Here is an 18937-nt window from a genome sequence, read left to right as displayed (position 1 = left end):
GAGAGCCGTGCGGGGGGAGTGGGCTCGGGATCCGTGCGCTCACCCGTGTGGGTGAACCCGTGGTGTGCGTGCCCGGCCCGTACGCCTTCCGCACACCGGAACGACGCCACTTCCGTGCCGGAACGTGCGTACGGTCGAGGGCACGGACTGGCATCCTTGGGCGCGTGACACAGCTCCGTACGGTCCAAGTGCTGGGCGGCGGCGGCGCGGGCAGCAGCGCGCACGTCCGATCACTTGCCTCGGGGCTGGTGGAGAGGGGCGTGCGGGTGACCGTGTGCGCCCCGGCCGAACTCGACCGCGCATACGACTACCTGGGCGCCGGCGCGCACTTCGTGCCCCTGCCGCGCCTCGGCGACCCCGCGACCGTCACCGCGCTCCGCAACGCATGCATCGGCGCGGACGTGGTCCACGCGCACGGCCTCCAGGCCTCCGTACGGGCCGCGCTCGCGCTCGCCGGCGGCGGCCGGGCCCCGCTCGTGACCACCTGGCACAGCCGCAACCACGTCGACGGGGCGCGGGGCGGGGTGCTGCGGCTCCTCGAACGCAAGGCCGCGCGGGCCGCGACCGTCGTCCTCGGCACCTCCTCCGAGCTCGTCGACCGGGCCCGGCGGCGCGGGGCCCGGGACGCGCGCCTCGCCCCCGTCACCGTGCCCGCCGCGCGCGGGCCCGTCTGCCTCCACGACGGCAAGGCCCGCGCCGAACTCGGCGCCGTCGACCGGCCCCTGCTCATGGCCGTCGGAGCGCTCGAACGCGGCCGGGGGTACCGGACGCTGCTCGACGCGGCCCGGGAGTGGCGGGAGCTCGACCCGCAGCCGCTGCTCGTCATCGCCGGGGAAGGACGCGAACGGGCCTTCCTGCAACGGCGGATCTTCGAGGAGGGGCTCGCCGTGCGGCTCATCGGGCGCCGGGACGACGTCGCCGAGCTGCTCGCCGCCGCCGACGTCGCCGTCCTGCCGTCACGGTGGGAGGCCCGCTCCCTGCTCGCCCAGGAGGCGCTCCGGCTCGGGGTGCCGCTCGTCGCGACGGCCGTCGGCGGCGTACCGGAACTCGTCGGGAACGCGGCGGAGCTGGTGCCGTACGGGGACGCGGGGGCCCTCGCGGGGGCGGTGCGGGGGCTGCTCTCCGACGTGGACCGCCGGATGGACCTGGCGGCGGCGGGGCGGGTACAGGCGGGGTCCTGGCCCACGGAGGACGAGACGATCGCGCATGTGCTGGCGGTGTACGACGAGTTGACGGGGCGGTAGCCCTTCGTCGTGGGTGGTCGCCCCGCTCTGCGGGACGACCACCCACACCGGGTCACGGCGTGTGCCGGCGGGCTCTCAGGGCCAAGGAGAGGGCCAGGACCGTCTGGGGGTCGTCCAGGTCCGTGCCGAGGAGTTCGGAGATGCGGGCCAGGCGGTTGTAGAGCGTCTGGCGGTTGAGGTGGAGCTCGCGGGCCGTCTCCGCCTTGCGCCCCGCGTGCGCCAGGTACGTCTCCAGGGTCGGGAGCAGCGGCGGGCGGGACGCCTTGTCATGGTCCCGAAGCGGGCCGATCGCGCGGTCCACGAAGGCCGCCAGGTCCGGGTGGTCGCGCAGCCGCCACAGGAGCAGGTCGATGTCGAGGCGGCGCGCGTCGTACCAGGGCAGGTCCGACAGGCCCTGCGCCGCCGTCGCCGTCTCCGCCGCGTGCCGCAGGCCCGCCGAGGCCGCCGCCCAGCCGCCCGCGACGCCGACCACGACGACCGGCGCGTGCACCCCGGCGCGTTCCAGGCCGGCCCGTTCCACGCCCGCGCGCAGCGCCGCCGCGACCCGGTCCGCGACCGCCGTCCGTTCCGTTTCCGAGCGCAGGCCCAGGAGCAGGGGCACTCGGCCTTCTACCGGGCGGACTCCCAGGAGGGCCGGGACGCCCACCGAGGACAGTTCCTCCAGGACCGCGCGGGCCAGCAGGGCCCAGTTGCCCGAGGGCGACAGTTCCGGGGCCAGGCGCATGACCACGGGGAGCAGGGGGCCCTCGCCGGGCTTGAAGCCGAGGACGCGAGCCTGCGCGGGTGCGTCCTCCGCCGAGATGCGGCCCTCCGCGAGGTCCGTCAGGAAGTCGCCCCGGCCGCGCGCGGCCAGCTCCTCCTCCTGGCGGGCCTGCATGAGGACGACCGCGAGGAGTCCCGCCGCCCGCTCGGCCGCCATCCGGTGCACGGGGGAGAGGGCGCCGGAGACCGCCAGCAGGACGAGGCGGGCGCGCACCGAGCCCGTGCCGGGGCCGCCGCCGGGCACGTCGACGAGGACCGTGCCGGTGGGCGGGCCGGACTCGCGGGCCGCCCGCTGACCGCGCAGCCCGTCCCACACCTGGAGCGGGTCGGCGGGCGCGGACTCGGTGCCCGCCGCGTACAGCAGCTGTCCGTCGGCGGTCTCCAGGAAGACCGGGTTCGCGGCGAAGTCGGAGAGGATGCGCAGCACCTGCGGGACCCCGCCGCCGCCGAGCAGCGCCTCCGTGCACTGCCGGTGGACCTCCTCGGCCTGCCGCTGGAGGGCGTAGTGGCCGTTGACGATCTCGGTGTGGATCTCCTCCGTCACGGCGACGAAGGGAACCTCGCGGTGGAGCTGCACGAGCGGCAGGCCGGCCGCCCGCGCGGTCTCCACTATCGTCGCCGGGAGGCGGGCGAAGCGCGGGCCCAGCTCGACGACGAGCGCGGCGATGCCCCGGTCGGCGAGCCGGCGGACGAAGGCCCGCTGCTCGGCCGGGCGGGTGCCCAGGCCGAGGCCCGTCGTGAGGAGCAGTTCGCCGCCCTTGAGCAGCGACGCGATGTTCGGCACCTCGCCCGCGTGCACCCAGCGCACCGTGCGGTGCAGCCGGTCCGCGCCGGCCACGACCTCCGGGAGCCCGCCGCGCAGTCCGGGGAGTTCGAGGGCCCGCTGCACGGTGATCCCGCCCTGATTGTCCATGGAGCCGGACGCTACCCGCGTCCGTGTTTCCGCGACATCACCCCACGGTCACGGGACCGGACACTTCGTACACCAGGGCGACAACTCGTCGTCCCGTGGCGGGAATTGTGCGACCGCATGTCGATTGTGGCCTACGTCACTCACGAGGATCCTCTCGGCCCATGGCAGAGAACCCCATCCCAGGGAATCCCGCGACAGGGAACACCACCCCCGAGGTCCACCGGCTCAAGGCGAACTCGGTCGGACTCGTCGGCGTCGTCTTCATGGCCGTCGCCACCGCCGCCCCGATCACGGCGATGACCGGAAACCTCCCCATCGCCGTCGGCTTCGGCAACGGCACCGGCGCACCCGCCGGATACCTCTTCGCGACGCTCGTCCTGACCGTCTTCTCGGTCGGCTACGTCGCCATGGCCAAGCGGATCACGGCCGCCGGCGCCTTCTACGGCTACATCTCGCACGGCCTCGGCCGCATCGCCGGCATGGCCTCCGGCATGCTCGCCGTCCTCGCGTACATCGTCTTCGAGGCCTCGATCGTCGGCGTCTTCTCCTACTTCGCCAAGACCACGGTCGCCGACCAGCTCGGCGTCGACCTGCCGTGGGTGCTGTATGCGGCGGTCATGCTGGCCGTCACCGCCGTCCTGTCGTACTTCGACATCAACCTGACCGCCAAGGCGCTCGGGGTGATGCTGGTCGCGGAGATCGCCGTCCTCTTCGCGGTCGCCACCGCCGTCCTGATCGCAGGCGGCGGCCCCGACGGCATCCCGGTCGAGCCGGTCAACCCCAAGAACGCCTTCACCGGCACCTCCGCCGGGCTCGGTCTCTTCTTCGCCTTCTGGTCGTGGGTCGGCTTCGAGTCGACCGCGATGTACGGCGAGGAGTCCCGCGACCCCAAGCGGGTCATCCCGCGCGCCACCCTGATCTCCGTCATCGGCGTCGGCCTCTTCTACATCTACGTGTCGTGGATGACGATCGCCGGGAACGGGCTCGCCGGGTCCGTGAAGCTGTCCTCGTCCGCGAGCCCCCTCGACCTGTTCTTCGCTCCCACCCAGACCTTCATCGGCGCCTGGGCCGTCGACGCCTTCCAATGGCTACTGCTCACCGGCTCCTTCGCCTGCGGCATGGCCTTCCACCAGTGCGCCTCGCGCTATCTGTACGCCATCGGCCGGGAGGGCTTCCTCCACCCGGCGCTCGGCCGGACGCACGCCCGGCACGGCTCGCCGTACATCGCCTCGTACGTGCAGAGCGCGATCGCCGTCGCCCTCGTCGCCGCCTTCTGGCTCGCCGGCGAGGACCCGTACATCCACCTCTACACGCTGCTCGCGATCCTCGGCACGATGGCGATCCTCATCGTGCAGACCCTCTGCTCCTTCGCCGTCATCGGCTACTTCCGCAAGAACCACCCCGAGGACCGGCACTGGTTCAGGACCCTCACGGCCCCGCTCCTCGGAGGCATCGGCATGATCGCCGTCGTCGTCCTGCTGGTCATGAACATGGAGACCGCAGCCGGTCTCGCCGCCGACTCCCTCTTCTTCAAGGCGATCCCCTGGATCGTCGGCGCCGTCTTCTTCGGCGGCCTCGGCCTCGGCTTCTACCTCAAGGCCAAGCGGCCCGAGCGCTACGAGATCATCGGCCGGATCGTCCTGGAGGACGCCGCCGAACGCCCCGACGACACCCGCACGGAGACCGTCCCCGTACCCCAGAGCTGATCCCTTCCACCTCCAGGAGCGCCCCATGGCACGCACCAACCCGATGCACCTCCTGAAGAACCTCGCGGCCGAGCACGCCGCCGCCCGGCGGCTGAACCTCCCCGTCGACGAGCTGCGCGGCCTGAGAGCCGACGCCCTCGGGCGCCGGTCCCTCCTCAAGTACGCCACCGCCGCCGGCATCGCCGTCGGTGTCGGCTCGGCCGTGCCCGCCGCGGCCGTCACCCCGACCCCACCCGTGAAGAGCACCGCCCGGGTCGCCGTCGTCGGTGCCGGGATCTCCGGCCTCACCGCCGCCCTCACCCTCCAGGACGCCGGCCTGAGCCCGGTGCTCTACGAGGCGAACCCGTCCAGGGTCGGCGGCCGCATGTACACCCAGCGGGACCACTGGGCGTACGGCCAGACCTCCGAGATCGGCGGCGAGCTGATCGACACCAGCCACAAGAAGATCCTGGAACTCTGCCGCCGCTTCGGCCTCGTCACCGAGGACTTCCTCGGCGGCGGGCCCAACGGGGCCGAGGAGGTCCTCTGGTTCGGCGGCGCCTACTACCCGCGGGCCCAGGCCGACGCGGACTTCAACGCCGTCTACCAGGCCCTCCACCGCGACCTGCTCGACGCGGGAGAGGTGTACTGGAACCAGACCACCCCCACCGGCACCGCCCTCGACAACATGTCGCTGTACGAGTGGATCGAGAGCCGCGTACCCGGCGGACACTCCTCACCGCTCGGGAAGTTCATCGACGTCGCCTACAACGTCGAGTACGGCGCCGACACCACCGAACAGTCCTCGCTCGCCCTCGTCCTGCTCATGGGCTACCAGACCAATCCGGGCAACTTCAACGTCTGGGGCCTCTCCAATGAGCGCTACCACGTCGTCGGCGGCAACGACCTGCTCCCGAACGCCGTCGCCGGGGCGCTCGCCCCCGGCACCCTGCGCATGGGCTGGTCCCTGACCGCCGTACGGGCCAACGCCGACGGCACCCAGACGCTCACCTTCACCGAGGCGGGCGCCACCAGGACCGTCACCGCCGACCACACGATCCTGTGCGTCCCGCTGCCGATCCTCCAGCAACTCGACCTCTCCCAGGCCGGGTTCGACCCGCTCATGCGCAACCTCCTGCGGGACGCGCGCATGGGCTACTGCACCAAGCTCAACATGCAGTTCGGCACCCGCCCCTGGCGCGGCACCGGTCCCTGGCCCGGGGTCTCCGCCGGCGACTGCTTCACGGACACCGAGGTCCAGCAGACCTGGGACACCACCAAGGTCCAGGGCGGCACCGGCGGCATCCTCCTCCAGTACGGCGGCGGCAGCCTGGCCCGGAACCTGAACCCCGCCGGGCCGTTCTCCACCGAGTCCGACCCGTACGTGAGGAACCTGGTCACCCGCTACCTGGCCGGCATCGACGCCTTCTTCCCCGGCACCTCCCGGGCGTACACCGGCCGCGCCCAGCTCTCCGCCTGGCACAAGAACCCGTACTCCCTCGGCGCGTACTCCTGCTGGCCCGTCGGCTACCTCCACCGGTACGCCGGATACGAGGGCGTCGCCCAGGGCAACGTCCACATCGGCGGCGAGCACTGTTCGTACGACTTCCAGGGCTTCATGGAAGGCGGCGCGACCGAGGGCGAGCGCGCCGCCCGGGAGGTGATCACCGCGCTGCGCTGAGCCGGGGTCAGCCGGCCGGCACGATGTTCTGGTTGAAGCGGAACACGTTGTCGGGGTCGTAGGCGGCCTTCACGGTGGCGAGCCGGCGGTAGTTCCTCTCCCCGAAGGAGGAGACGATCCGCTGCTCGCCCTCGGCGCCGACGAAGTTCAGATACGTCGCGTCGAGCGCCCACGGCCGCACATCGGCCCGCACATCGCGCACCCACTGCACAGCCGGCCCGTCCAGCGCCGGGTCCTCCCAGGTCGCGAACGGGTGCACCGCCCACGGCGCGGTGCGCCACGGCTGCGGATACCCGGAGGGCCCGGCGGCCACGGCCCCGCCCATCAGGAACAGCACCTGCTGGATGGCGGTCCCCGCCGGGATCGCCGCGCCGCGCTCGCAGAAGACGTCCACGGCCTCGTCGGAGAACTCCCGCAGGTACTCGGCCGACCAGTAGTTCCGCAGCCCCGGCGGGTCGTCCATCATCGACTGCAGGTCCACGTACGGGATGTCCGTGACGATCTCCACCACGGGCTTCAGCGCGAACAGCGGCGCCGCGAACTCACGCAGCTCCTCGACCGGCCCGGTGTACGTGAACAGCGCCCCGCACACCAGCTTGCCGACCAGCTCCTCGGGTATGAACGGCTCCGGGGGCGCCGGCAGGTAGATGGCGCCGCCACCCATCTCGTCGGGCGCGCTCAGCCCGAGATCGCGGAAGGTCCGCACCACCTCGGGCGCGTTCTCGGGCAGGAAGAACAGCATCGACATGCTCATCCGGGGCAGCGGGTGCAGCCGCATCGTCAGCGCGGTCGCCACGCCGAAGTTGCCGCCGCCGCCGTGCAGCGCCCAGAACAGCTCCGGGTTCTCCTCCGCGTCCGTGTGGACGTGCTTGCCCTCGGCGGTGATCAGGTCGGCCGCGAGCAGGTTGTCGCTGGCCAGGCCGAACTTCCGCTCAAGCCAGCCCGATCCGCCGCCCAGCGTGAAGCCGCCGACGCCGGTGGTGGACACCCGCCCGCCGGTGGTCGCCACGTGGAACGGCTGGCAGGCGTGGTCCAGATGGGCCATGGTCGCCCCGCCCTCGATCCGTACCGTCATGTCCTCCGGGTCCACGACGACGCCGTGCATCCTGCGGAGGTCGACGACCAGCGCGCCGTCGATCATGGAGGTCCCGGCGACGCTGTGCCCGCCGCCGCGCACCGCGATCGGCAGGTCGGCCTCGCGGCCGAACAGGATCGCGTTCGACACGTCGGCCTGGGTGGCGCACTGGGCGATCACCGACGGGCGCCGGTCGATCATGCCGTTGTGCAGGGCACGCGCCTCGTCGTACCCCGGACCACCGGGGATGATCACCTCACCCGCCAGGTCGTCGACGAGCCCGGCCAGGGCGCTTTCGGAGATGTGGGGAGCCATGGGAGCCCCCCTTTCGCGAGGGGGGACAAGGACCCTTTCATCGTAGGTCGGGGCCCCCACGGGCGCTCCTCAGCCGCCGTACGCCCCGCTCGCCGTCAGCCGCAGCGCCGTGTCGATCAGCGGGACGTGGCTGAAGGCCTGCGGGAAGTTCCCCACCTGCCGCTGGAGCCGCGGGTCCCACTCCTCGGCGAGCAGCCCGAGGTCGTTGCGGAGCGCGAGGAGCTTCTCGAAGAGCGTGCGCGCCTCGTCGACGCGGCCGATCATCGCCAGGTCGTCCGCCAGCCAGAAGGAGCAGGCGAGGAACGCGCCCTCGTCGCCCTCCAGGCCGTCCACCCCGCACTCCTCGCCGGCCGTCGGGTAGCGCAGGACGAAGCCGTCCTCCGTGGACAGCTCGCGCTGGATCGCCTCGATCGTGCCGATGACCCGCTTGTCGTCCGGCGGCAGGAAGCCCATCTGGGGGATCAGCAGCAGCGAGGCGTCCAGCTCCTGGGAGCCGTACGACTGCGTGAACGTGTTCCGGTCCTTGTCGTAGCCCTTCTCGCAGACGTCCCGGTGGATGTCGTCGCGCAGCGCCTGCCAGCGCTCCAGCGGGCCGTCGGCGTCCCCGGACTCGATCAGCTTGATCGTGCGGTCGACGGCCACCCAGGCCATCACCTTCGAGTGGACGAAGTGGCGGCGCGGGCCGCGGACCTCCCAGATGCCCTCGTCGGGCTGGTCCCAGTGCGTCTCCAGGTAGTTGATCAGCTTGATCTGGAGCAGGGAGGCGTAGTCGTTGCGGGAGAGACCCGTCATGTGCCCGAGGTGCAGGGCCTCCGCGACCTCGCCGTAGACGTCCAGCTGGAGCTGGTTCGCCGCGCCGTTGCCGACCCGGACCGGGCCGGAGTTCTCGTACCCCGGGAGCCAGTCGAGCTCGGCCTCGCCGAGCTCCCGCTCGCCCGCGATGCCGTACATGATCTGCAGGTTCTCCGGGTCGCCCGCCACCGCGCGCAGCAGCCAGTCGCGCCAGGCGCGGGCCTCCTCCCGGTAGCCGGTGCGGAGCAGCGAGGACAGGGTGATCGCCGCGTCCCGCAGCCAGGTGTAGCGGTAGTCCCAGTTCCGGACGCCGCCGATCTCCTCCGGCAGCGAGGTCGTCGGCGCGGCGACGATTCCGCCGGTCGGCGCGTACGTCAGCGCCTTCAGAGTGATCAGCGAGCGGATCACGGCCTCCCGGTAGGGGCCGTGGTACGTGCAGTGCTCGACCCACTCGCGCCAGAAGTCGGCCGTCGCCTCGAGCGAACCCTCCGGGTCCGGCAGCGCGGGCGGCTCCTTGTGCGAGGGCTGCCAGGAGAGCGTGAACGTGATCCGCTCGCCGGGCGTCACGGTGAAGTCGGAGTACGTCGTCAGGTCCTTGCCGTGGGTCTCCGCCTCGGTGTCGATCCACACCGAGTCGGGGCCGGCGACCGCGACCGTGCGCTCCCCGACCTTGTGGACCCAGGGCACGATCCGGCCGTAGCTGAACCGCATCCGCAGCGAGGAACGCATCCGCACCCGGCCCGAGACGCCCTCGACGATCCGGATCAGCTGCGGCGCGCCGTCGCGCGGCGGCATGAAGTCCGTCACCCGGACCGTGCCGCGCGGGGTGTCCCACTCGGACTCCAGGATCAGCGAGTCGCCGCGGTAGCGGCGCCGGTCGGCGGGGGCAGGCTCGGCGTCCGCCGGACCCGCCGGGCCCACCCGCCAGAACCCGTGCTCCTCGGTGCCGAGCAACCCGGCGAAGATCGCGTGCGAGTCGAAGCGGGGGAGACACAGCCAGTCCACGCTGCCGTCCCGGCAGACCAGGGCGGCCGTCTGCATGTCTCCGATGAGTGCGTAATCCTCGATACGCCCGGCCACGTGCTTCACTCCAGTCGTACGGCCACGTCCGCCCCGTGGGGCGCTTGCTACGGATGTGCGTGATGTGCGTGATGTGCGCGAAGGGTCGACCAGGCCAGTGTGCGGGATGCGCCGACCGATCGGGCGGGCGATGTCCGAGCAGAATACGTCGCGGCCCCCTGCCCGGAGTGATCACACGGGCGGGCGCGCTGCTCCACCCGGGTGAGCTGCGGCTTCCCCCTCCCCGACGGCCCCGTCGCCGTCCGTGAACACCCGACTGCCGCGTGTGGCCGGAAGCGGTCTCCCGATGTCGCTGATACCCTGGTACCCCGTGGACCGGTGGGAAACGGCGACAGCCGAGGACACCGAAACCGCAGCGACGGCACCCCCCGATTCTTCCGGAGGGGACGCCGGTACGCACCTCCAGAACGCGACCACGGGAGCCCCCTCTTGGCGATGCCGCCCAACACCACGACGACCAAGCACATCTTCGTCACCGGGGGTGTCGCCTCCTCCCTCGGCAAGGGCCTCACCGCCTCCAGCCTGGGTGCGCTCCTCAAGGCCCGCGGACTGCGGGTCACGATGCAGAAGCTCGACCCGTACCTGAACGTCGACCCGGGCACGATGAACCCCTTCCAGCACGGTGAGGTGTTCGTCACCAACGACGGCGCCGAGACCGACCTGGACATCGGCCACTACGAGCGCTTCCTCGACGTCGACCTCGACGGCTCGGCCAACGTCACCACCGGCCAGGTCTACTCGCAGGTCATCGCCAAGGAGCGGCGCGGCGAGTACCTCGGCGACACCGTGCAGGTCATCCCGCACATCACCAACGAGATCAAGGGCCGCATCCGCCGCATGGCGACCGACGACGTCGACGTCGTCATCACCGAGGTCGGCGGCACGGTCGGCGACATCGAGTCGCTGCCCTTCCTGGAGACCGTCCGCCAGGTCCGCCACGAGGTCGGCCGCGACAACGTCTTCGTCGTGCACATCTCGCTGCTGCCCTACATCGGCCCCTCCGGCGAGCTGAAGACCAAGCCGACCCAGCACTCCGTCGCCGCCCTGCGCAACATCGGCATCCAGCCCGACGCGATCGTGCTGCGCGCCGACCGCGAGGTCCCGACCGCCATCAAGCGCAAGATCTCGCTGATGTGCGACGTCGACGAGGCCGCGGTCGTCGCCGCCATCGACGCCCCGTCGATCTACGACATCCCGAAGGTGCTGCACACCGAGGGCCTGGACGCCTACGTCGTCCGCAAGCTCGACCTGCCCTTCCGCGACGTGGACTGGACCGTCTGGGAGGACCTCCTGGACCGCGTCCACAACCCGGAGCACGAGGTCACCGTCGCGCTCGTCGGCAAGTACATCGACCTGCCCGACGCCTACCTGTCGGTCACCGAGGCCATGCGCGCCGGCGGCTTCGCCAACCGCGCCCGGGTCAAGGTCAAGTGGGTCACCTCCGACGACTGCAAGACCCCGGCGGGCGCCGCGAAGCACCTCGGCGACGTCGACGGCATCCTCATCCCCGGCGGCTTCGGCGACCGCGGTGTGTCCGGCAAGGTCGGCGCGATCCAGTACGCCCGCGAGAACAAGGTGCCGCTGCTCGGCATCTGCCTCGGCCTGCAGTGCATCGTGATCGAGGCCGCCCGGAACCTGGCCGACATCCCCGAGGCCAACTCCACCGAGTTCGACCCGGCCACCGCGCACCCCGTCGTCTCCACGATGGAGGAGCAGCTGGCGTACGTCGAGGGCGCGGGCGACCTGGGCGGAACGATGCGCCTGGGCCTCTACCCGGCGAAGCTCGCCGAGGGCTCGGTCGTCCGCGAGACCTACGGCGACGAGCCGTACGTCGAGGAGCGCCACCGTCACCGCTACGAGGTGAACAACGCGTACCGCGCGGAGCTGGAGAAGAAGGCCGGCCTGGTCTTCTCCGGCACGTCCCCGGACAACAAGCTCGTCGAGTTCGTCGAGTACCCGAAGGACGTCCACCCCTACCTGGTCGCCACGCAGGCGCACCCGGAGCTCAAGTCCCGCCCGACCCGCCCGCACCCGCTCTTCGCGGGCCTGGTGAAGGCGGCCGTGGAGCGCAAGACGGGCAAGTAGTCCTCTGGCGTTAACGTTGCCGGGGTACGAGTCCCTTTCCGGGACCCGTACCCCGGTTTTCGTACGAGAGGACTACTGCTGATGCGCGTGCAGGACACCCCCGAGGAATGGCAGGTCGTCGCCACCGCCACCCCCTTCAAGGGCAACAAGACGAGTGTCCGCACGGACGACGTGGTCATGCCCGACGGCTCGGTCCACCGCCGTGACTACCAGGTCCACCCCGGCTCGGTCGCCGTCCTCGCCCTCGACGAGGAGGACCGCGTCGTCGTCCTCCGCCAGTACCGGCACCCCGTGCGGCAGAAGCTCTGGGAGATCCCCGCCGGACTCCTCGACGTGCCCGGCGAGAACCCGCTGCACGCCGCCCAGCGCGAGCTGTACGAGGAGGCGCACGTCAAGGCGGAGGACTGGCGGGTCCTGACGGACGTCTACACCACGCCCGGCGGCTGCGACGAGGCCGTACGGATCTTCCTGGCGCGGGGCCTCGCGGAGGCGGAGGGCGAGCGGTTCGAGGTCTCCGAGGAGGAGGCGGACATGGAGCTCGCGCGGGTGCCGGTGGGCGAGCTCGTGCGCGGCGTCCTCGCGGGCGAGCTGCACAACAACTGCCTGGTGGTGGGGGTGCTTTCGCTGGCGGCGGCGCGGGCGGCCGCGGGCGGCCTGGAGGCCCTCCGCCCGGCGGACGCCCCGTGGCCGGCAAGGCCCTTCGAGGGCTAGGCCCTCGGCCCCCCCGTGTGGGCAATCGCCCCGGCGGAACGCATGCCCACAACGGCGGGGCGCGGGACCGCAACGGGTGGCGGTGTGACGATCTGCTGATCCGATCGGGGGAAAGCTTCGTCGTGCTCCGCCGGGAGCGCCTCCTGGGCTGAACTACGCTCGGAATCGCCCGTGCGGAGTCCCCCGCGGGATCGGCTCGTGCGCAGGTGGACGGGAGCGTGGCCCGTGACGGATCAGGCTGTGGCGGCGGCCGGCAGCCGGCGGTTCTTCGGTCGGCAGCGGGAGTTGAAGGCCCTGCGCGCCGACATCGAGCGGACCGGCCTCGACACCCTCACCGGCCGCAAGGCGCCCCGCGCCCGGGTCCTGCTCATCGCCGGCAAGCCCGGCTCCGGACGGACGGCTCTCGCCGAGGAGCTGGCCGCCGGGCTCGCCGACCGCTACCCCGACGGGGTCTTCCGCGCCCGGCTCACCGAGCCCGGCGGCGACCCCGTCCCCACCGCCCGGGTCGCGCAGGAGCTCCTCGCCGCGCTGGGGGTCGCCGAACCCCCGGGGGCGGGGGAGGACGAGCTGACGGAGCTGGTCCGGAACGCCCTCGCCGACCGTCGCGCCGTCCTCGTCCTCGACGACGCCGTCGACGCCGAGCAGGCCGATCCGTTGATCCCCGACAATCCCGACGCCCTGGTCGTCGGGGTCGCCCGTGGGCCGCTCACCGGCATCCCCGACGTGCGGCCCTGCACTCTCGGCGGGCTCGACCCCAAGTCGGCCATCGAGCTGCTGACCTCCTTCACCGGCTCCGTCCGCATCACCGTCGACCCGCAGGCCGCCGAGACCCTCGTCGAGGAGTGCGGAGGACTGCCCGCCGCGGTCGTCCTCGCCGGCGGCTGGCTGTCCGTACAGCCGAAGGCCTCCGTCGCCGACCTCGCCAAGCGGCTGCGCGGACTGAGCGGCGATCCCCTCACCCGGGCCTTCCTGCTCGCGCACGAGGCGCTGCCCGCCACCGCCGCCCGGATACTGCGATTCCTCGCCCTCGCCCCGCTGGGCCGGGCCGACGCCCACACCGCCTCCGCCCTGGCCGGCTGCTCGGTCTCGGCGGCCGCGACGACCCTCGCCGACTTCGCCGCCCTGGGGCTGGTCTCGGGCGGCGAGGACGGACAGTACGAGGTGCGCGCGCACCTCGTCCCCCTCCTTCGTGCTCAGCTGGAGGAGCACGACCGGCCCGCCGAGGTGCAGCTCGCCCGGGCCCGGATGCTGGAGCGGACCGTACGGCTCCTCCAGTCCTGCCGTGCGGTCACCGAACCAGAGGGCTCGCCCGCCCGCCGGAAACTGGCCGGCCTGCCGCGCGCCCTGCGTTTCCCGGGCGTGGCGGCGGCCGCGGCCTGGCTGGACTCCCGGCAGGCCGTGCTCCTCGCCTCCGCCCGGCTCGCCGTCGCCGACGGGGAGCTCGACACGCTGGCCCGCCGGCTCGTCGCCTCGCTCGTCCGGGCGCTCGCCGCGCACCGGGGCGCCGAGGCCGCCGCCCCCGAGCTGTACGGCCTGCACCGGCTGGTCCTGGACGTGGCCGAGCGGCGCGGGCTGCACCGTGAGCGGGCCGCCGCCCTGCTCAACCTGGCCGATCTGGATGCGAGGACCGGCAGGACGAAGGACGCCCTGCTGCGATATCGGTCGGCCTTGGATGCCGGACGCAAAGCAAATGACCCGTATGCAACCGGTCGCGCAATGGAATCCGTAGGTGGCTCGTATCAGGAGCTGGGGGACTGGCAGCGGGCCGGCGACTGGTACGGGCGGGCGCTCGCCCAGCGCCTCGCCCGGGACGAGCGCGCCGACCAGGCCCGGCTGTACGCCCGCCTGGGAGCCGTGCAGACCTATGCGGGGCGGTACGGGGAGGCCCTGCGGAGCTGGCGCGCCGCCGCGGCCGGCTATCGGAGGCTCTCCGATCTCCCGGGCTACGCACGGGCGTTGAGCGAGGCGGCCCGGGTCCAGGAGTACGCCGGACGACCCGAGGAGTCCCTGCGGACCTGCGAGGAAGCGGTGGAGTGGGCCCGCCGCGCCCAGGACACCCGGCTCCAGGCCGCCCTCCAGCTGCGTCTCGCCGACACCCTCGACCGGCTCGGGGACCCCGCGGCCGCCGGGCTGCACCGGTCGGTGGCCGAGAGACTGCTGGAAACGGAATCGGAAACCTACGAAATCCGCAGTGGGTCGATCAAAGATTAGTACTTTGAAAGGCTAGACAGGGGGAACTCCTTCATTAGACTGGGTGAGCCGCGTTCGGACGTGGTCTGCCCCGGTGTGCCGCAGCGCATCCGGGTATGTATCGCATTGCCCCAGTTATCCCCCCGATTCAAGGACCGTGATCGACGATGAAGGTCGGCATCCCCCGCGAGGTCAAGAACAACGAGTTCCGCGTGGCCATCACCCCCGCCGGTGTCCACGAGCTCGTCCGCAACGGCCACCAGGTCTTCGTCGAGCAGAACGCCGGTGTCGGCTCCTCGATCACGGACGGGGAGTACGTCGCCGCCGGCGCCGAGATCCTCGCCACCGCCGACGAGGTCTGGGCCACGGCCGACCTGCTGCTCAAGGTCAAGGAGCCCATCGCGGAGGAGTACCACCGCCTCCGCAAGGACCAGACCCTCTTCACCTACCTGCACCTCGCCGCCTCCAAGGAGTGCACGGACGCCCTCCTGGAGTCCGGCACCACCGCCATCGCGTACGAGACCGTCGAGACCGCCAACCGCGCGCTCCCGCTGCTCGCCCCGATGTCCGAGGTCGCGGGCCGCCTGGCCCCGCAGGTCGGCGCCTACCACCTGATGCGCTCGGCCGGCGGCCGCGGCGTCCTCCCCGGCGGCGTCCCCGGCACCCACGCCGGCGAGTGCGTCGTCATCGGCGGCGGCGTCTCCGGCTGGAACGCCGTGCAGATCGCCATCGGCCTGGGCTTCCACGTGACCCTGCTCGACAAGGACATCAACAAGCTCCGCGAGGCCGACAAGATCTTCGGCACGAAGGTCAAGACGATCGTCTCCAACGCCTTCGAGCTGGAGAAGGCCGTCATCGAGGCCGACCTCGTCGTCGGTGCCGTCCTCATCCCCGGCGCCAAGGCCCCGAAGCTGGTCACCAACGAGCTCGTCGCCAAGATGAAGCCCGGAAGTGTCCTTGTCGACATTGCGATCGACCAGGGCGGCTGCTTCGAGGACTCGCACCCGACCACCCACGCCGAGCCGACCTTCCAGGTCCACAACTCGATCTTCTACTGCGTGGCGAACATGCCGGGCGCCGTCCCGAACACCTCCACCTACGCCCTCACCAACGCCACGCTGCCCTACATCGTGTCGCTGGCGAACAACGGCTGGGTCGAGGCGCTGCGCCGCGACGCCGCCCTCGCCCTGGGCCTCAACACCCATGACGGCAAGGTGGTTTACAAGGAGGTCGCCGAGGCGCACGGCCTCGAGCACGTCGAGCTGGCCAGCCTCCTGGCCTGACCCCCGAGGGCCCGTTGACGCCGTCTCCGTCAACGCGTGCCGTCAATATCACGCACCCGGCCGGACCTTGTTCGACAAGGTCCGGCCGGTCGTGTCTGCGGGCCCGCCGAAACGTTCGGGCAACTCGCCTCGAACGTAACCCTTTAACCGTTTCGCACACCCCTGAAACGTGTGGATGCATGCCTGCGCACCCTTGACAGAGAGGTGTTCGGTTGCCGACACATCGGGCCGGGTCCGGCGGATTGTGTTGCTGCGGACCGGTGACACGCCATAGAGTCGCCAACCGTCGGCATGGTGCCACGCTGACCTATCGATAAATGTTCCTGGTCACATCCAAGGAGGTAAGACGACTTGTGAATGAGTCGACATTTACTCCCGGGAGCGGTGCGCCAGGTGCCCCGATCGGCTCCGTCGCGGTGCGGACCTTCGCGACGCACCAGCCCATGACGAGTGCCCACACGATGAAGACGATGGACGGCCTACACGTGAACGCCACGGCCGGCAACGAGATGGGCCGAGAGTCCACCCACTTCGCCGCCTACGACGAGGTGCCCGAGGGGCACTTCTACGACCCCGACGCCGAGTACGAGCCCGATCCGGAGTACGCGGCCACCCTCGCACCCGACGCTGCCCGCCAGCGCCGCGAGCGGATCGGCCCCACCGGACGGCCCCTGCCGTACTTCCCGATCCCGGGTCCGCTGACCGACCACGGACCCGCGAAGATCATCGCGATGTGCAACCAGAAGGGCGGCGTCGGCAAGACCACGTCGACCATCAACCTGGGCGCCGCGCTCGCCGAGTACGGACGACGGGTGCTGCTCGTCGACTTCGACCCGCAGGGAGCCCTGTCGGTCGGCCTCGGCGTGAACCCGATGGAGCTCGACCTCACCGTCTACAACCTGCTCATGGAGCGGGGCATGTCGGCGGACGAGGTGCTCCTCAAGACCGCCGTGCCCAACATGGACCTGCTGCCGAGCAACATCGACCTCTCGGCCGCCGAAGTCCAGCTGGTCAGCGAGGTCGCGCGCGAGTCCACGCTCCAGCGCGCCCTGAAGCCGCTGATGAACGACTACGACTACATCGTGATCGACTGTCAGCCCTCCCTCGGCCTGCTGACCGTGAACGCCCTGACGGCCGCTCACAAGGTCATCGTGCCGCTGGAGTGCGAGTTCTTCGCGCTGCGCGGAGTCGCGCTGCTCACCGAGACCATCGAGAAGGTCCAGGAGCGGCTCAACCCCGAGCTGGAGCTCGACGGCATCCTCGCCACGATGTACGACTCCCGGACCGTGCACAGCCGTGAGGTCCTCGCGCGCGTCGTCGAGGCCTTCGACGACCACGTGTACCACACGGTCATCGGGCGGACCGTGCGCTTCCCGGAGACCACGGTCGCCGGCGAGCCCATCACCACGTACGCCTCCAACTCCGTGGGCGCCGCCGCCTACCGTCAGCTCGCCAGGGAGGTGCTCGCCCGGTGTCACGCCGAGTGAGTCTGCCCGGAGCCGACGAACTCTTCCGTACGACCGGGGGGACGGCGCTCCAGGCGTCCGCACCCCGCCGGGCGGTCCCGGCACCGGCCGCCGAGAGCGACACGGCGGCCGAGGGCTCCGCGGAGCACACCGCGGCGGACTCCGAGGCCGCGGAACCGCGGGCCCGGACGGCCGAGCCCGAGGGACCGGCCTCCAAGGCCGCGCCCGGCGCCCCGGTGCCCGCCCAGGCGGCGGCCCGGCGACGCGGCGGCCGCACCGCGAACCGGCGGCCCAGCGGCCGCGAGCGCCACGACGAGAAGATCACGGTCTACGTCTCCGCCGAGGAGCTGATGGACCTGGAGCACGCCCGGCTCGTGCTGCGGGGCGAGCACGGTCTCGCCGTCGACCGGGGGCGGATCGTCCGGGAGGCCGTCGCGGTCGTCCTGGCGGACCTGGAGTCCCGCGGCGACGCGAGCATCCTCGTCCGCCGCCTGCGCGGCCGCTGACGGTAGCCTGCGGGCTGCCGTTCTCCTCGTTCCCCCTGGACCCCCATGCACCACGCCTCTGACGAAACGTCCCGCCCGCCGGGCCGCCGCCCCCTGGGCCGCGGCCCGGGCGAGACGGCGGACCCGGCGACGCCGGCCGCGCCGGCCCCGGAGGTCCTGGAGGCCCCTGAGCCGCCCGCGCTTCCGGAGGTGTCCCGGGCCCCTGAGGCTCCCGAGGCCCTGGAGGTGCCCGCGGTCCCGGAGGCCCCCGAGGCGGCCGAGGTCCTGGAGGTGCCCGACGCCCCCGAGGCGGGTGAGGCCCCGGATACGGGCGAGGCCCCTGAGGCGGCCGACGCTCCCGACGGCGGGGACGGCCGGTTCACCGTGCGGCTGGCCAACTTCGAGGGGCCCTTCGATCTGCTCCTCCAGCTGATCACCAAGCACAAGCTCGACGTCACCGAGGTCGCCCTCTCCCGGGTCACCGACGAGTTCATGGCGCACCTGAAGGCCCTCGGGCCCGACGGGGACCTCGACCAGACCACCGAGTTCCTCGTCGTCGCCGCCACCCTGCTCGACCTGAAGGCCGCCCGGCTGCTCCCCGCCGCCGAGGTGGAGGACGAGGCCGACCTCGCCCTCCTGGAGGCCCGGGACCTGCTCTTCGCCCGCCTCCTCCAGTACCGCGCGTACAAACGCATCGCGGAGATCTTCGAGGAGCGCTGGGAGGCCGAGAGCCACCGCCACCCCCGTACCGTCGGACTCGAACCGCACCACGCCGAGCTGCTCCCCGAGGTCGTCATCTCCATCGGCGCCGAGGGCTTCGCCAGGCTCGCCGCCAAGGCCATGCAGCCCAAGGCCGAGCCCCAGGTGTACGTGGACCACATCCACGCCCCGCTCGTCAGCGTCCGGGACCAGGCCGCGGTGGTCGTCGCGCTGCTCCGCGAGCGCGGGTCGGCCGTCTTCCGGGAGCTGATCGAGGACGCCGGCGACACCCTCACCGTCGTGGCCCGCTTCCTCGCCCTCCTGGAGCTCTACCGGGAGAAGGCCGTCGCCCTCGACCAGGAGACCGCCCTCGGGGACCTCACGGTCTCCTGGACCGGCGGCGAGAGCGACCCGTCCGCGGCCGTGACCGACGAATTCGACCAGGAGGCCCTCGCGTGAGCGACCTCAAGC

13 protein-coding genes are annotated in these 18937 nt (G+C 72.0%); 10 read left to right on the top strand and 3 right to left on the bottom strand.

Annotated features, from left to right (window positions below):
• The first annotated feature begins 164 nt into the window (after positions 1-164).
• Positions 165-1244, top strand: a complete 1080-nt coding sequence (locus ACFYX3_RS22270; RefSeq protein WP_116161740.1) for a glycosyltransferase family 4 protein — start codon at positions 165-167, stop codon at positions 1242-1244.
• Between the two features lie 52 nt (positions 1245-1296).
• On the opposite strand, the gene ACFYX3_RS22265 is transcribed toward ACFYX3_RS22270, so the two are convergent.
• Positions 1297-2919, bottom strand: a complete 1623-nt coding sequence (locus ACFYX3_RS22265) for a PucR family transcriptional regulator (RefSeq protein WP_116161741.1) — start codon at positions 2917-2919, stop codon at positions 1297-1299.
• A 161-nt stretch (positions 2920-3080) separates the two neighbouring features.
• Here ACFYX3_RS22265 and ACFYX3_RS22260 point away from each other — a divergent pair, with 161 nt between their 5' ends.
• Together ACFYX3_RS22260 and ACFYX3_RS22255 are read left to right on the top strand one after the other, a co-directional pair.
• Positions 3081-4625: an APC family permease gene (locus ACFYX3_RS22260; protein WP_376593917.1), complete on the top strand. Its 1545-nt coding sequence runs from the start codon at positions 3081-3083 to the stop codon at positions 4623-4625.
• 25 nt (positions 4626-4650) lie between these two features.
• On the top strand, positions 4651-6285 hold the full coding sequence (locus ACFYX3_RS22255) for an FAD-dependent oxidoreductase (protein ID WP_389015923.1): 1635 nt from the start codon (positions 4651-4653) through the stop codon (positions 6283-6285).
• Positions 6286-6292: 7 nt separating this feature from the next.
• Here the strand turns inward: ACFYX3_RS22255 and ACFYX3_RS22250 are convergent, their stop codons facing one another.
• The gene (locus ACFYX3_RS22250; RefSeq protein WP_389015920.1) at positions 6293-7675 is read right to left on the bottom strand and encodes an FAD-binding oxidoreductase; all 1383 of its coding nucleotides are present in this window, start codon (positions 7673-7675) and stop codon (positions 6293-6295) included.
• Positions 7676-7744: 69 nt separating this feature from the next.
• Positions 7745-9547 carry a glycoside hydrolase family 15 protein gene (locus tag ACFYX3_RS22245; RefSeq protein WP_376593920.1) on the bottom strand — a complete coding sequence of 601 codons (1803 nt, stop codon included), beginning with the start codon at positions 9545-9547 and terminating at the stop codon, positions 7745-7747.
• A gap of 435 nt (positions 9548-9982) precedes the next feature.
• Between ACFYX3_RS22245 and ACFYX3_RS22240 the strand changes: the two genes are divergently transcribed.
• The 7 genes from ACFYX3_RS22240 to ACFYX3_RS22210 all read left to right on the top strand — a co-directional run bounded on the left by ACFYX3_RS22240 (position 9983) and on the right by ACFYX3_RS22210 (position 18925).
• Positions 9983-11632, top strand: a complete 1650-nt coding sequence (locus ACFYX3_RS22240; RefSeq protein WP_352024703.1) for a CTP synthase — start codon at positions 9983-9985, stop codon at positions 11630-11632.
• Between the two features lie 81 nt (positions 11633-11713).
• Positions 11714-12343 carry an NUDIX domain-containing protein gene (locus ACFYX3_RS22235; RefSeq protein ID WP_389015916.1) on the top strand — a complete coding sequence of 210 codons (630 nt, stop codon included), beginning with the start codon at positions 11714-11716 and terminating at the stop codon, positions 12341-12343.
• Positions 12344-12568: 225 nt separating this feature from the next.
• Complete coding sequence (locus ACFYX3_RS22230) at positions 12569-14554, top strand: AAA family ATPase (RefSeq protein ID WP_389015913.1); 1986 nt, start codon at positions 12569-12571, stop codon at positions 14552-14554.
• Between the two features lie 146 nt (positions 14555-14700).
• Positions 14701-15816, top strand: a complete 1116-nt coding sequence (ald, locus tag ACFYX3_RS22225; protein WP_389015910.1) for an alanine dehydrogenase — start codon at positions 14701-14703, stop codon at positions 15814-15816.
• 461 nt (positions 15817-16277) lie between these two features.
• Positions 16278-17303 carry a ParA family protein gene (locus ACFYX3_RS22220; RefSeq protein ID WP_030212665.1) on the top strand — a complete coding sequence of 342 codons (1026 nt, stop codon included), beginning with the start codon at positions 16278-16280 and terminating at the stop codon, positions 17301-17303.
• Positions 17300-17788, top strand: a complete 489-nt coding sequence (locus ACFYX3_RS22215; protein WP_389015980.1) for a hypothetical protein — start codon at positions 17300-17302, stop codon at positions 17786-17788. Before ACFYX3_RS22220 ends, ACFYX3_RS22215 begins: the two co-directional genes overlap by 4 nt.
• A gap of 45 nt (positions 17789-17833) precedes the next feature.
• The gene (locus ACFYX3_RS22210) at positions 17834-18925 is read left to right on the top strand and encodes a segregation/condensation protein A (protein ID WP_389015907.1); all 1092 of its coding nucleotides are present in this window, start codon (positions 17834-17836) and stop codon (positions 18923-18925) included.
• Positions 18926-18937: the final 12 nt, after the last annotated feature.

This window comes from Streptomyces sp. NPDC002463 (assembly GCF_042889835.1).
In the GTDB taxonomy this organism is placed as follows: Bacteria; Actinomycetota; Actinomycetes; order Streptomycetales; family Streptomycetaceae; genus Streptomyces; species Streptomyces nymphaeiformis.
This window is presented reverse-complemented; position numbering and strand designations above follow the sequence as displayed.